This window comes from Pimelobacter sp. 30-1, from assembly GCF_018831735.1.
Lineage (GTDB): Bacteria > Actinomycetota > Actinomycetes > Propionibacteriales > Nocardioidaceae > Nocardioides.
Genome location: NZ_NHTS01000005.1, coordinates 368,285 through 380,852, shown reverse-complemented (window position 1 = coordinate 380,852; position 12,568 = coordinate 368,285). Strand labels below are relative to the sequence as shown.

Sequence of the window (12,568 nt, the reverse complement as noted above, 5' to 3'; positions counted from 1 at the left end):
CGCGCGGCCGCTCGGCGAAGATTCCTCACGCCACGTGTCGATCGAGCGTCACCGACGTCGTCATGAGCGTGTCAGCACGTCCCATCCCCCACCTGAAGGCGAGAACCCGATGCGCTACACCCTCTTCCTCTACAGCGACGAGACCAGCCACGCCGACGCCACTCCGGATCAGGCCGAGGCCGAGCTCCAGGTGTTCGGTGCCTACATCCAGTCCCTGACCGAGGCCGGCGTCTTCGTCGCCACCGACTGGCTCCAGCCCAGCGCGACGGCGACCACGGTCTCGCTGCGCAACGGCCGCACCGTGCAGGACGGCCCCTACGCCGACACCAAGGAGCAGCTGGGCGGCTTCTTCATCATCGACGTGCCGGACCTCGATGCCGCGATCGCGTGGGCCGAGAAGTGCCCGGTCGCCCACTTCGGCATCGTCGAGGTACGGCCCTCGGCCATGGCCGACTAGGTGCGCGACGCCACCCCTGAGGTGCAGGTGCGGGTCGCCCAGGCGGCCCGCACCTCGTTCGCCCGCCTGGTCTCGCTCCTCGCCGTCTCCTCGGGCGGCGACATCATGGCGGCCGAGGACGCCGTCGCCGACGCACTCCACGAGGCGCTGCGGAGGTGGCCGGCCTCCGGGATCCCCGACAACCCCGACGGATGGCTGCTCACCGTGGCCCGCAACCGCGAGCGCGACCGGCTCAAGAGCGCGGCCCACCGCCGCGCCGCCCCGCTCGATCCCGCGGTCGAACGTCGCGGCATCACCGACGACATCGACCTCGAGCGCATCCCCGACCACCGGCTCCGGCTGCTGTTCGTGTGCGCCCATCCCTCGATCGACCCCGGCATCCGCACCCCGCTGATGCTGCAGACCGTGCTCGGGCAGGACGCCAAGGACGTCGCGCGCGCGTACGCCGTCTCCCCGGCGACGATGGCGCAGCGGCTGGTGCGCGCGAAGCGGAAGATCCGCGACGCGGCCATCCCCTTCGTCATCCCCGGCACCACCGAGATCCCGGACCGGCTCGACGCGGTGCTGGAGGCGATCTACGGCGTCTATGCGCTCGACTGGGAGACCGAGGCCGAGCGCGACGCCGTCGACGACCTCACGCTCGAGGCCGCCCACCTGGCGCGCGAGCTCACCACCCTGCTCCCCCAGCACCCCGAGGTCTTCGGGCTCGCAGCGCTGATGACGCTCTCGCTCTCGCGCAAGGACGCGCGCCGGAGCGCTGAGGGAGAGTTCGTCCCTCTCGACCTCCAGGACCCGTCCCGGTGGGACCACGGCCTCATCGCCGAGGGCGACGCGCTGCAGCGCCACGCGCACGGGCTCCGCGCGATCGGCAGGTTCCAGCTCGAGGCCGCGATCCAGTCGGTGCACTGCGCCCGGGCCCGCACGGGCGCGACCGACTGGCGGGCCCTGACCCTGCTGCACAGCGCGATCATCAGCCTGTGGCCGACGATCGGGGCGATGGTCAGCTTCGCCGCGGTGACCGGCCGCGCCGAGGGTCCCGTCGCCGGCCTGGCCCTGCTGGACCGGATCCCGGCCGAGGAGGTCGAGACGTTCCAGCCCGCTTGGGCCACGCGTGCCCAGCTGCTCGCCGCAGCCGGTCGCACCGACGAGGCACGGACGGCGTACGGGCGGGCGATCGAGCTGGCCGAGCAGCCCGCCGTGCGCCGCTACCTGCGCCGGTCCAGCGCGGCGCTGGACGACTAGCGCGGACATCTCTTCCCTCGGCGCCGGCCGCGGTGTCGATCGAACGCTCCCTCGTTCGTCATGAGGGCAGTCGCTTGACCGGGCGGCGTCCACCTGCGCCGTCACAGGCGCAGCGAACCCAGGAGAACCCCATGTTCTACATCGTCGGACTCGTCGCCGCCGTCGCCTCCTTCGCGATCGGCTGCCTCTGGTACACCGCGCTGTTCGGCGCCGTCTGGCAGCGGGAGATGGGCTTCAGCGACGAGCGCGTGAGCCGGATCTTCGTCCCGGGCCGCATCGCCCTCGCCCTCGCGAGCGAGCTCGTCGCCGCGCTCAGCATGACCGGCATGCTGCTGCACCTGCCCTACGACCTTGCTGTCAACGCCGTCATGGTCGCCGTCGTGCTCGTCGGGGCCGGGGTGAAGCTCGCCGTCTACGACGGCAAGTCCCTGCTGCTGATCGCCGTCAACCAGGGCTACCAGCTCCTCACCGTGGCCGTGCTGACCTCCGGCGTCCTGCGCTTCGGATCGCAGATGACCTGAGACCGACACCCGGCCAGGGTCCCCGTCCCGGACACCCCCAGCACCTAGCGTGGAGACGTGAGCAGCACGGCGCAGCCGCGCCCCCGGACCCTGTGGGACGAGGGACGACGTTCCGGACGGGACGTGGTCTCCCTGGCCGTCGCGCTCCTGCTCACCGCGACCGTGCTCGACCTGCTGCTCTCCGACGGCCTCGGCCTGCTCTACGACCTGGTCTTCGCCACGCTCTGCGTCGGCGCGGCCCTGGCGGTACGGCCCAGCGACTTCTTCGCGGTCGGTGTGCTGCCGCCGCTGGCGATGTTCGCGATCGTGCTGCTGCTGGCGCTCAGCGACCCCGGATCGGTGGCGCGGGCCGACGACGGCGTCGTCCAGGCGACGGTGTCGGGGCTCTCGCGGCACGCGGTCGCCCTCGTCCTCGGGTACGGCGCCTGCCTGGGCCTGCTCGCCGCGCGGCGCTCGTACCTGCAGCGGCACCCCGCGACCGACTGAGCGCGGCGCGGCAGCGCGGCGGGACGCGCCTGACGGGCAGCTTGCTGCCTCCTCGCTTGGCGCCGGAGACGCGCTCGCGCAGAATGCTCAGAAGCGGTCGGGGTCTCCCGCGCCGCGGCGCAGCACCTCGGGGGCACCGTCGGACCAGTCGACGACGGTGGTCGGCTCGGCCGGCGTCTCGCCCGCCTCGACGACGATGTCGACCTCGTGGTCGAGGTCCTCCTTGATCTCCCAGCCCATCGTGCGCGGCTCGGTCTCACCGGGGAGGATCAGGGTCGAGGTCAGCAGCGGCTCGCCGAGCTGCTCGAGCAGGGCCTGGACGAAGACGTGGTCGGGGATGCGGACGCCGACGGTCTTCTTCTTGGGGTGCAGCAGGCGGCGCGGCACGTCCGGCATCGCCGGCAGGATGAAGGTGTAGGGCCCCGGCGTGGCCGCGCGGATCGCCCGGAACGCCGAGTTGTCGACGTGAACCATCTGGCCCAGCTGGGAGAAGTCGCGGCACACCAGCGTGAAGTGGTGCTTGTCGTCGAGCCCGCGGATCTTGAGGATCCGGTCGCGGCCGTCGCGGTTGCCGATCCGGCAGCCGAGCGCGTAGCCCGAGTCGGTCGGGTAGGCGATCAGGGCGTCCTCGTTGAGCGCGTCGACGATCTGCTGGAGCAGGCGCGGCTGCGGGTTGTCCGGGTGGACGTCGAGGTAGCGGGCCATCAGAGGCGCACTGCGGTCTTGGTGCTGCGCCCGGCGGCCTTGAGGTCGCGGTGCAGCTCCTTGGGAAGGGAGAACGCGAGCGTCTCCTCGGCCGTCTGGACGGCGCGGGCGTCGGGGTAGCCGCGCTCGGCGAGGTAGGCCAGGACCTCGGTGACGAGGTGGTCGGGGACCGAGGCGCCCGAGGTGACGCTGACGGTCGCGGCGTCGTCGAGCCAGGACTCGTCGAGCTCGGAGACGTCGTCGATGCGGTACGACGCCTTGGCGCCGGCCTCGAGGGCGACCTCGACCAGGCGCACCGAGTTGGAGGAGTTGGCCGAGCCGACCACGATCACCAGGTCGGCGGTGGCGCCGATCTCCTTGACCGCGACCTGGCGGTTCTGGGTGGCGTAGCAGATGTCGTCGCTGGGCGGGTCCTCGAGCTGCGGGAACTTCGCGCGCAGGCGGCGTACGGTCTCCATGGTCTCGTCGACGCTCAGCGTGGTCTGCGAGAGCCAGGCCAGCTTGGCGTCGGCCGGGAACTCCAGCTTGTCGACGTCGTCGGGGTGCTCGACGAGGACGGTCTGGTCGGGAGCCTCGCCCGCGGTGCCCTCGACCTCCTCGTGACCGGCGTGACCGATCAGCAGGATGGTGTAGCCGTCGGCCGCGAAGCGGACCGCCTCGCGGTGCACCTTGGTCACCAGCGGGCACGTGGCGTCGATGGTCTTGAGGTCGCGCTCGGCGGCCTCGCTCACGACCGCCGGCGAGACGCCGTGGGCGGAGAAGACGACCGTGGCGCCCAGCGGCACCTCGTCGAGCTCCTCGACGAAGATCGCGCCGCGGGACTCGAGGTTGGCCACGACGTGCTTGTTGTGGACGATCTGCTTGCGCACGTAGACCGGCGAGCCGTAGAGGTCCAGCGCCTGCTCGACCGTCACGACCGCCCGGTCGACACCGGCGCAGTAGCCGCGCGGGGCGGCGAGCAGGACCTCGCGCTCGCCGTCGTCGAGCAGGCGCGGGCTACCGAGGTCGATCGTCATGGCACCCAGTCTACGGACCCGGCTCTCCCGGGCCGACTCCACGACGTACCCGGCCCGGACCCGGCAGGATGCAGCCATGACGCTTGCTCCCCCGTCGTCACGGATGTCGCGCGACCTGTCCACCGCGGCCGCGCTGCTGCTCCTCGCCGTGGCGGCCGCCGTCGACCTCGCGATCGTGGCGCTCAGCCTGCACCGGATGGAGTCCGGGCAGCCCCTGACCGAGGCGGCCGACGTCACGCTCGGTGTCGTCGCCGGCGCGGTCTACGCCGTGGTCGTCCTCGCCGTGGCCCGGACGCCGCAGCGACGGGGCCTGGCCTGCGGGCTCGCCGTCGCGGCCCTCGTGCTCAACGTCCTGTTCTGGTACCTGCTGACCCACGGGCCGCTGCAGCCCACGTCGTACGACGAGGCCCGCTCGATCTTCCAGGTCCGCTGGATCATCGACGGGCTGCTGCTCGTCGGCGCCTGGTCGGTGTCCCGGCGCTCCGGACACCGGTGGTGGCCCGGGCTGCTCGTGGTCCCGGTGCTCGTGCTGGCCCAGGCCCCGTTCGAAGACGACCTGGTCCGCTCCACGGCCAACCTTGGTACGGCGCTGCGCGCGGCGTCGCTCTGGGCGTGGGCGAGTGCCGTCCTGCCGATCGCGGGCGTCGCGTGCTGGCTGCTCGACGGGCGCAGCACCTCGAAAATGACACCGGCCCGCCACCCTCGCGGGTGACGGGCCGGCGTACGCAGCAGGTGCGTCAGGCCTTCTCGGCGTCCTCGGTGGACTCCTCGGCGGGAGCCTCCTCCTCGGCAGCCTCGACCTCGGCCTCGGGGGCCTCGGGAGCCTCGGCGGCCTCGGTCTCCTCGACCTCGGTCACCTCCTCGGTCTCCTCGACCTCGTCGGCCGGAGCCGGCGCGGGCGCCTCGGCATTCGCGGCCTTGGGAGCGGAGGGGGTGAACGCACCGGTCACCAGCTCGATCACGGCCATGGGGGCGTTGTCGCCCTGGCGCGGACCGATCTTGGTGATCCGGGTGTAGCCGCCCGGGCGCTCGGCGAACGTCGGCGCGATGTCCGCGAAGAGGGTGTGCACGACACCCTTGTCGCGGATGACCTTGAGGACCTCGCGGCGCTGGTGCAGCGGGTTCTCGCCGGCGTGAGCCTTCTTCGCCTTGGTGATGAGCTTCTCCGCGTACGGACGCAGCGTGCGGGCCTTGGCCTCGGTCGTCGTGATCCGGCCGTGCTCGAAGAGCGCGGTGGCCAGGTTCGACAAGATGAGGCGCTGGTGCGCGGCGCTACCGCCGTGGCGGGGGCCCTTCTTGGGCTTCGGCATGTCTCTCTCGTTTCTTCCCCGGCCGTGTCAGGTACCGGGGCAGTCGTCCCGGCCGTGTCAGGTACCGGGTGGTTGATGTCCCCTCAGGGACGGATCAGAACTGCTCGTCCTCGACGAAGGCGGTGTCGTCCTCGTCGTCGTCGGAGTAGTTGGCCAGGGCGGCCGACGGGTCGAAGCCCGGGGCGCTGTCCTTGAGGGACAGACCCATCTCGTGCAGCTTGGCCTTGACCTCGTCGATGGACTTCGCGCCGAAGTTGCGGATGTCCAGCAGGTCCTGCTCCGAGCGGCTGATGAGCTCACCCACGGTGTGGATGCCCTCGCGCTTGAGGCAGTTGTACGACCGCACGGTCAGCTGCAGGTCCTCGACCGGGAGGGCGAGGTCGGCGGCGAGCTGCTCGTCGACGGGCGAGGGGCCGATGTCGATGCCCTCGGCCTCGACGTTGAGCTCACGGGCCAGGCCGAAGAGCTCGACCAGCGTCTTTCCGGCCGACGCGATCGCGTCGCGGGGCAGGATGGACGGCTTGGTCTCGACGTCGATGACGAGCTTGTCGAAGTCGGTGCGCTGCTCGACGCGGGTGGCCTCGACCTTGTAGGTCACCTTGAGGACCGGGCTGTAGATCGAGTCGACCGGGATCCGGCCGATCTCGTTGTCGGCGCCCTTGTTCTGGACGGCCGAGACGTAGCCGCGGCCCCGCTCGACGACGAGCTCGAGCTCGAGCTTGCCGTTGTCCGAGAGGGTGGCGATCTTCAGGTCGGGGTTGTGCACCTCGACACCGGCCGGCGGCGCGATGTCGGCACCGGTGACGTCACCGGCACCGGACTTGCGCAGGTACATGGTGACCGGCTCGTCGTGCTCGGAGGAGACGACGAGGCCCTTGAGGTTGAGGATGATCTCCGTGACGTCTTCCTTGACGCCCTCGATGGTCGAGAACTCGTGGAGGACGCCGTCGATCTTGATGCTCGTGACCGAGGCACCGGGGATCGAGGAGAGGAGGGTACGACGCAGCGAGTTGCCGAGCGTGTAGCCGAAGCCGGGCTCGAGGGGCTCGATGACGAAGCGCGACCGGAACTGGTCGACGGTCTCCTCCGACAGGGTGGGGCGCTGTGCGATGAGCACTTGTTTCGTTCCTTTCCGGGCCGACCGCTATATGAGGACCCAGACGTGGTGCGGAATTGGAGAAGAGGTACGGCGAGAACACCGGTGCCCGCCCCGGTCTCCTCGCCGCAGCGAGGGGGACCGGGACGGGCCGGTGATCACTTCTTGGAGTAGTACTCCACGATGAGCTGCTCCTGGATGGGCAGGTCGATCTGCTCACGCACGGGAACCGAGTGCACGAGGATCCGCATCCGGTTCGGGAGCGCCTCGAGCCAGGCCGGCACGATCCGCTCGCCGTGGGTCTCGCGGGCGACGATGAACGGCGTCATCTCGAGCGACTTCTCGCGCACGTCGATGATGTCGTACTGGCTCACCTGGAACGAGGGGATGTCGACCTTGCGGCCGTTGACCAGGAAGTGACCGTGGGTCACGAGCTGGCGGGCGTGGCGGCGCGTGCGGGCGAAGCCCGCGCGGTAGACCACGTTGTCGAGACGGCACTCGAGCAGCTGGACCAGGTTGTCGCCGGTCTTGCCCTGGCGACGGGCGGCCTCCACGTAGTACTTGTGGAACTGCTTCTCGAGCACGCCGTAGGTGAAGCGGGCCTTCTGCTTCTCCTGCAGCTGGTTGCGGTACTCGCTCTCCTTGACCCGCGCGCGGCCGTGCTGGCCGGGAGGGTAGGGGCGCTTCTCGAAGGCAGCGTCGCCGCCGACGAGGTCGACGCCGAGACGGCGCGACTTCTTGGTCAGGGGTCCGGTGTAACGGGCCATTGAAGTTCTCCTCTAAGTCCTGGTCAGACGCTCAGACGCGCCGGCGCTTCGGCGGGCGGCAGCCGTTGTGCGGGGCGGGGGTCACGTCCTGGATGGTGCCGACCTCGAGGCCGATCGCACCCAGCGAGCGGATCGCCGTCTCGCGGCCCGAACCCGGACCCTTGACGAAGACGTCGATCTTCTTCATGCCGTGCTCCATCGCCCGGCGACCAGCGGCCTCAGCGGCCATCTGAGCGGCGTACGGGGTGGACTTGCGGGAGCCCTTGAAGCCGACGGTGCCGGCAGAGGCCCACGAGATCACCGCACCGGTCGGGTCGGTGATCGTGACGATCGTGTTGTTGAACGTGCTCTTGATGTGGGCCTCGCCCTGAGCAACGTTCTTCTTTTCCTTGCGGCGCACCTTCTTGGCGCCCGCGCGAGCCTTGGGAGGCATTCGCTATCTCCTCTAGATGAGCTGGTCGTGAAGGAAGTGAGATCGCACGAGGCGATCGATCACTTGGCCTTCTTCTTGCCGGCAACCGTGCGCTTCGGGCCCTTGCGGGTACGAGCGTTGGTCTTGGTGCGCTGACCGCGGACCGGAAGGCCCATGCGGTGACGGCGACCCTGGTAGCTGCCGATCTCGATCTTGCGGCGGATGTCGGCCTGAACCTCGCGACGGAGGTCACCCTCGATCTTGAAGTTCGCCTCGATCTCGTCGCGGAGCTTGACCAGCTCCTCGTCACCCAGCTCGTGGACGCGGAGGTCGGGGCTGACGCCCGTGGCCTCCAGCAGCTGCTGGGCGCGGGTACGGCCGATGCCGTAGATGTAGGTGAGTGCGACCTCGATGCGCTTGTCGCGCGGCAGGTCGACTCCGACGAGGCGTGCCATGGTGGCTTCCCTTTCGAACAGTCACGGTGGTGTGGTCGTGATGCATCCGGGCTTGTCGTGCAGTAGGCGCCCAGCTCCGGCCATCCGCTCCGGAGGTGATTCGCCGTCGTAGTCGACGGCTAAGCGATCACGTAGTTGTCGTATTCAGTTGTGGCGAGAGGGACTCAGCCCTGGCGCTGCTTGTGGCGCGGGTTCTCGCAGATCACCATGACGCGGCCGTGGCGACGGATCACCTTGCACTTGTCACAGATCTTCTTCACGCTCGGGTTGACCTTCATGTCAGCCCTTTCTTGCTAGTGGCGGAGAAGTGAGCCGGCGGCTCACTTGTAGCGGTAGACGATCCGCCCGCGGGAGAGGTCGTACGGCGAGAGCTCCACCACCACGCGGTCCTCGGGGAGGATCCGGATGTAGTGCTGACGCATCTTTCCGCTGATGTGAGCCAGGACCTTGTGGCCGTTGCTCAGCTCGACGCGGAACATGGCGTTGGGAAGGGCCTCCACGACGGAGCCCTCCATCTCGATGACGCCTTCTTTCTTCGCCATGTCTCACAATCTGCGTAGGGGATGTTGTCTACCGGTGGTCCGGGAACCTCCCTGCTACCCGTGAGTAGCCGGGTGGACCTCGGGAGTCCGTGCACCACACACAGAACCCACGTTGGACCGACACGCCAGTCTATCCACAGGGGTTGACAACGCCCCAATCGGCGACCACCCACGCGGCGCGACGCGTCCTCTTTCCGAACATTCACTAGATATTTCCTAGGTATGCACTACGGTCCTCCGGTGGCCCGGCGGGCGTTCGGCCCCGAGCCACGTCGACGAACGACGCACCGAGACGTGCCGAGACGAGGGAGAACGCAGTGACGCTGACGCTGACCGCGAGGACGAGGACCAGGACGAGGACGGCGGGACGGTGGCTGGCGGGGGTCGGGCTGACCCTGTCCGTGGGGGTGGGCGCGGGCGCCGCCGTACCGGCGCCGGCGAGCGCACTGGACGACCAGGCGACCGTGACGCTCGGGGGCGAGGTGAGCACACCGCGGACCTACCAGGTCGCCGACCTGCGCGCGCTCCCCCAGGCGAGCGTGACCGCGCTGGCCGGCGGCGACGTCCACACCTTCACGGGGCCCTCGCTCGAGGCGCTGGTCGGCGCGGCCGCGCCCGTCGTACCGGCGGGGCACAACCCGAACCTCCAGGTCAGCGTGACCGTGACCGGAGCGGCCGGGCGCACCGTGACCGTGGCGCTGGGCGAGCTCACCGCGACGTTCGGCAACCACCCGGCCGTGCTCGCGCTGACCAAGGACGGCGCCGACCTGGCCTCGCCGCTGCCGACGCTGGTCGTCGGCGACGACGCGGACGAGTCGCGCGTCCTCGGCAAGGTCAGCGGCGTCAGCGTCGCGGTGCACACGCCGGCCCCGACCGCCGGCCAGCCGGCCGGGTCGGTGACCGTCTCGGGCGCGGGCACCACGACGACGCTGAGCGGCGCGGAACTGGCGGCGCTGCCCAGCCGGACCCGGACCGTCACCTACAACCAGGGCAGCACGCCCCAGACCCGGGTCGAGACCGGACCGCTGCTCGACACCGTGCTGCGCCGGGCCGGCTACGTGCCCGACCAGGTCGCCTGGGTCGCGGGCGTCGCCGCGGGTGACGGGTACGTCGCCGTGGTCACGCCGGGTGAGCGCGCGGCCGGCAAGTTCCTCCAGGTCGCGCTGAGCGAGACCAACGCCGGCCAGCCGACGACGTCGACGCCGCGCCTGGTGGTCGCGGGCGACGTCCGGGGCGGGCGGTACGTCTCGGGGCTCTCGGACCTCGTGGTCGGCTGCAAGCCGGACACCGACTGCGGCTACACCCCGGCCGGGCCGCAGGGTCCGGCTGGTCCGACCGGGCCGACCGGTCCCCAGGGACCGGCGGGGCCGCAGGGTGCGGCGGGTCCGCGGGGCGCGGCCGGTCCGGCCGGCAAGGACGCCAAGGTGACCTGCACCGTGACCAAGAGCAAGGGCAAGGGCAAGGCCAAGCGCCCGGCCAAGGTGAAGTGCACCGTGACCCTGGTCAAGGGCAAGCCCGCCCGGGTCGCGGCCACGCTGCGCCACGACGGCCGCGTGCTGGCGTCGTCCGCGCGGACGGTGCGCCGGGGCAGGACGGTCGTGCTGAGCAGCCGGGTGGTCGCGGACCGCTACCGCCTCACCGGTACGACGACCCGCGCCGGCCGCACCACGCGCTGGTCGGTGAGCCTGCGCCTGCGCTGAGCCTGCGCCCGCGCCTCAGGGCGCGAGCAGGCGCAAGGTCTCCTCGCGCGCCGGCGCCTTCCGGGGCTCGGTGCCCCGGAAGGCGCCGGCGACCGGGTTGACCATCACCTCGTCCACCCCGTACGACGACGCGAGCCGCTCGATCTCAGCGCGCGCCGTGGCGGCGTCCCCGATCACCCAGCGCGAGCGCATGGCCGCGAGGACGTCCTCGTGGGCCTCGGGCAGACCGGCGTCGACGATGGTCTCGGCGTCCTCGACGGTGCGCTGGGCGACGAGCGGCTGGCCGGTGCGCAGCGCGAGCATCTGGAGCAGCTGGGGCAGCGCGAGCCGCTGCGCCTCGTCGTCCGTCGCGGCGACGGAGGCGTTGACGGTGAGGAAGGTGCGCGGCGCGGAGAGCTCGGGCGAGGGCTGGAAGGTCGAGCGGTAGAGCTCGAGCGCCTCGGCGGTGCCGGAGCCGGAGAAGTGGTGCGCGAAGACGTAGGGCATGCCCTTGGCCGCGGCGAGCCGCGCGGAGTAGTCCGAGGAGCCGAGCAGCCAGATCTGGGGCACCGAGCCGGCGACCGGGGTGGCCTTGAGGACGTGCCGCCCGCCGCGCAGGGCGAGACCGACACCGTCGGGCTCCATCATGGCGAGCACGTTGTCGACGTACTCGGGGAAGTGGTTGACCGCCTCGTCGCTGACCCCGCCCGCCCCGTGGCGCAGCGCCCAGCTGGTGACCGGGTCGCTGCCCGGGGCACGGCCGATGCCGAGGTCGATCCGGCCCGGGAAGGCGGCCTCGAGCAGCGCGAACTGCTCGGCCACGACCAGCGGCGCGTGGTTGGGGAGCATCACTCCCCCGGACCCCACCCGGATGCTGTCGGTCGCCGACGCGACGAGGCCGATCAGGACCGGTGGGTTGGTGGCGGCGACGGCCGGCATGTTGTGGTGCTCGGCCAGCCAGAAGCGGCGGTAACCGAGGTCGTCCGCGGTGCGGGCCAGGTCGAGCGTCGCGGCGACGGCGTCGCCGGTGGTCTGGTCGCTGCGGACGGGGACGAGGTCGAGGACGGAGAGCGCGGGGGACATCGTCAGTTCCAAGGCTCGCGGGGGCCCGGGCATTCCCGGATCAGAGGGCGAGGAAGTCCTCGAGCGAGAGGTTGGCGACCAGCCGCGGAGCGCCGGAGCCGTCGGGCTCGAACACGAGCGTGCGTCCGGCGTCGAGGTAGTAGCCGAACGCCTTCTCGAACTTGCCCTGGTGGGTGAAGAGCACGGTCGTCTGACCGGGCGCCGGTGGTGCGACCACCCGGTTGCGCAGTCCTTGGAGCGAGGCCGCGAGCTCGTCCTGGTCGTCGAAGTAGAGCGAGCCGGTGAGGTCGCGGTCGGTGCGTACCCGGTCACCGAACGCCGCGCGGGCGTGCTGGACGACGAAGTAGTACTCGCTGGCGAGCACCGTGCCGACCCGGACCCCGATCCGCTCGTAGGCGCGGCCGAGCCGCTGCATCGCCCGGGTGCTCTCGTCGGTGATCCGCTGCCGGTCGTCGATCAGTCCCTCCGGGGCGGCGTCGGGGCGGTCCGGCACGAAGGCACCGGTGTAGCGGTGCACCACCACCAAGCCACCCGAACGCAGCCGATCGGCGAGGTCGGGTGGTGTCGGCGGATCGACCTCGCCGAGCGCCGAGGTCGTCGCCTCGGGCGGTGCCGCCGCGGGAGCCGTCGGGGTCGTCGGGGCCGGCGGAGCCGTCGGGGTCAGCGCGGTCGGCGGGACGGAGGACGGTGCAGCGGTCGCCGTCGACGGCGATCCGGGCCCCTCGTCGGCGCACCCCGCCAGGAGCAGGAGCATGGCGAGCGCGGCGACCGTCAGGGCCGGGACCGGGAGACGCATG

At 71.1% G+C, this 12,568-nt stretch carries 17 protein-coding genes; 6 read left to right on the top strand and 11 right to left on the bottom strand.

Annotated features, from left to right (window positions below):
- Positions 1–109: 109 nt before the first annotated feature.
- From CCO04_RS13235 to CCO04_RS13220, 4 genes are all read left to right on the top strand, one after another.
- Positions 110–457 (top strand): YciI family protein, encoded by a 348-nt coding sequence (locus CCO04_RS13235; RefSeq protein WP_215814594.1) that lies wholly within the window; start codon positions 110–112, stop codon positions 455–457.
- Entirely contained in the window at positions 458–1,699 is a 1,242-nt protein-coding gene (locus tag CCO04_RS13230; protein ID WP_215814593.1) for an RNA polymerase sigma factor, read from the top strand. It begins immediately after the preceding gene.
- A gap of 131 nt (positions 1,700–1,830) precedes the next feature.
- Positions 1,831–2,220, top strand: coding sequence for a DUF1761 domain-containing protein (locus CCO04_RS13225; RefSeq protein WP_215814592.1), 390 nt, complete (start codon positions 1,831–1,833; stop codon positions 2,218–2,220).
- A 57-nt stretch (positions 2,221–2,277) separates the two neighbouring features.
- On the top strand, positions 2,278–2,706 hold the full coding sequence (locus tag CCO04_RS13220) for a DUF6542 domain-containing protein (protein WP_215814591.1): 429 nt from the start codon (positions 2,278–2,280) through the stop codon (positions 2,704–2,706).
- 87 nt (positions 2,707–2,793) lie between these two features.
- Here the strand turns inward: CCO04_RS13220 and CCO04_RS13215 are convergent, their stop codons facing one another.
- Together CCO04_RS13215 and CCO04_RS13210 are read right to left on the bottom strand one after the other, a co-directional pair.
- Positions 2,794–3,411 carry an L-threonylcarbamoyladenylate synthase gene (locus CCO04_RS13215; RefSeq protein ID WP_215814590.1) on the bottom strand — a complete coding sequence of 206 codons (618 nt, stop codon included), beginning with the start codon at positions 3,409–3,411 and terminating at the stop codon, positions 2,794–2,796.
- Entirely contained in the window at positions 3,411–4,427 is a 1,017-nt protein-coding gene (locus tag CCO04_RS13210; protein ID WP_215814589.1) for a 4-hydroxy-3-methylbut-2-enyl diphosphate reductase, read from the bottom strand. The genes CCO04_RS13215 and CCO04_RS13210 overlap by 1 nt, the downstream gene beginning before the upstream one ends.
- Positions 4,428–4,503: 76 nt before the next feature.
- Here CCO04_RS13210 and CCO04_RS13205 point away from each other — a divergent pair, with 76 nt between their 5' ends.
- Entirely contained in the window at positions 4,504–5,139 is a 636-nt protein-coding gene (locus CCO04_RS13205) for a hypothetical protein (RefSeq protein WP_215814588.1), read from the top strand.
- A gap of 25 nt (positions 5,140–5,164) precedes the next feature.
- On the opposite strand, the gene rplQ is transcribed toward CCO04_RS13205, so the two are convergent.
- From rplQ to infA, 7 genes are all read right to left on the bottom strand, one after another.
- A complete protein-coding gene (gene rplQ, locus CCO04_RS13200; protein ID WP_215814587.1) occupies positions 5,165–5,737 on the bottom strand; it encodes a 50S ribosomal protein L17 in 573 nt (190 codons plus the stop codon).
- Between the two features lie 94 nt (positions 5,738–5,831).
- Complete coding sequence (locus CCO04_RS13195) at positions 5,832–6,854, bottom strand: DNA-directed RNA polymerase subunit alpha (RefSeq protein WP_038681083.1); 1,023 nt, start codon at positions 6,852–6,854, stop codon at positions 5,832–5,834.
- 137 nt (positions 6,855–6,991) lie between these two features.
- The gene (gene rpsD / locus CCO04_RS13190) at positions 6,992–7,600 is read right to left on the bottom strand and encodes a 30S ribosomal protein S4 (protein WP_215814586.1); all 609 of its coding nucleotides are present in this window, start codon (positions 7,598–7,600) and stop codon (positions 6,992–6,994) included.
- Between the two features lie 31 nt (positions 7,601–7,631).
- Positions 7,632–8,033 (bottom strand): 30S ribosomal protein S11, encoded by a 402-nt coding sequence (gene rpsK, locus CCO04_RS13185; protein WP_038681087.1) that lies wholly within the window; start codon positions 8,031–8,033, stop codon positions 7,632–7,634.
- Positions 8,034–8,092: 59 nt separating this feature from the next.
- Positions 8,093–8,467 (bottom strand): 30S ribosomal protein S13, encoded by a 375-nt coding sequence (rpsM, locus tag CCO04_RS13180; protein WP_036547929.1) that lies wholly within the window; start codon positions 8,465–8,467, stop codon positions 8,093–8,095.
- Between the two features lie 164 nt (positions 8,468–8,631).
- On the bottom strand, positions 8,632–8,745 hold the full coding sequence (rpmJ, locus tag CCO04_RS13175; RefSeq protein ID WP_008361054.1) for a 50S ribosomal protein L36: 114 nt from the start codon (positions 8,743–8,745) through the stop codon (positions 8,632–8,634).
- Between the two features lie 42 nt (positions 8,746–8,787).
- Positions 8,788–9,009, bottom strand: coding sequence for a translation initiation factor IF-1 (infA, locus tag CCO04_RS13170; protein ID WP_028656368.1), 222 nt, complete (start codon positions 9,007–9,009; stop codon positions 8,788–8,790).
- 317 nt (positions 9,010–9,326) lie between these two features.
- Here infA and CCO04_RS13165 point away from each other — a divergent pair, with 317 nt between their 5' ends.
- On the top strand, positions 9,327–10,709 hold the full coding sequence (locus CCO04_RS13165; protein WP_215814585.1) for a hypothetical protein: 1,383 nt from the start codon (positions 9,327–9,329) through the stop codon (positions 10,707–10,709).
- 15 nt (positions 10,710–10,724) lie between these two features.
- On the opposite strand, the gene CCO04_RS13160 is transcribed toward CCO04_RS13165, so the two are convergent.
- Both CCO04_RS13160 and CCO04_RS13155 read right to left on the bottom strand, forming a co-directional pair.
- On the bottom strand, positions 10,725–11,771 hold the full coding sequence (locus tag CCO04_RS13160; protein WP_215814584.1) for an LLM class flavin-dependent oxidoreductase: 1,047 nt from the start codon (positions 11,769–11,771) through the stop codon (positions 10,725–10,727).
- 40 nt (positions 11,772–11,811) lie between these two features.
- Positions 11,812–12,567, bottom strand: coding sequence for a hypothetical protein (locus tag CCO04_RS13155; protein WP_215814583.1), 756 nt, complete (start codon positions 12,565–12,567; stop codon positions 11,812–11,814).
- Position 12,568: the final 1 nt, after the last annotated feature.

Coding starts and splice junctions, on each gene's coding strand:
- CCO04_RS13235 (WP_215814594.1), top strand. CDS start 110: ATGCGCTACACCCTCTTCCTCTACAGCGACGAGACCAGCCACGCCGAC.
- CCO04_RS13225 (WP_215814592.1), top strand. CDS start 1,831: ATGTTCTACATCGTCGGACTCGTCGCCGCCGTCGCCTCCTTCGCGATC.
- CCO04_RS13215 (WP_215814590.1), bottom strand. CDS start 3,411: ATGGCCCGCTACCTCGACGTCCACCCGGACAACCCGCAGCCGCGCCTG.
- CCO04_RS13210 (WP_215814589.1), bottom strand. CDS start 4,427: ATGACGATCGACCTCGGTAGCCCGCGCCTGCTCGACGACGGCGAGCGC.
- CCO04_RS13205 (WP_215814588.1), top strand. CDS start 4,504: ATGACGCTTGCTCCCCCGTCGTCACGGATGTCGCGCGACCTGTCCACC.
- rplQ (WP_215814587.1), bottom strand. CDS start 5,737: ATGCCGAAGCCCAAGAAGGGCCCCCGCCACGGCGGTAGCGCCGCGCAC.
- rpsD (WP_215814586.1), bottom strand. CDS start 7,600: ATGGCCCGTTACACCGGACCCCTGACCAAGAAGTCGCGCCGTCTCGGC.
- rpsK (WP_038681087.1), bottom strand. CDS start 8,033: ATGCCTCCCAAGGCTCGCGCGGGCGCCAAGAAGGTGCGCCGCAAGGAA.
- rpsM (WP_036547929.1), bottom strand. CDS start 8,467: ATGGCACGCCTCGTCGGAGTCGACCTGCCGCGCGACAAGCGCATCGAG.
- rpmJ (WP_008361054.1), bottom strand. CDS start 8,745: ATGAAGGTCAACCCGAGCGTGAAGAAGATCTGTGACAAGTGCAAGGTG.
- infA (WP_028656368.1), bottom strand. CDS start 9,009: ATGGCGAAGAAAGAAGGCGTCATCGAGATGGAGGGCTCCGTCGTGGAG.
- CCO04_RS13160 (WP_215814584.1), bottom strand. CDS start 11,771: ATGTCCCCCGCGCTCTCCGTCCTCGACCTCGTCCCCGTCCGCAGCGAC.
- CCO04_RS13155 (WP_215814583.1), bottom strand. CDS start 12,567: ATGCGTCTCCCGGTCCCGGCCCTGACGGTCGCCGCGCTCGCCATGCTC.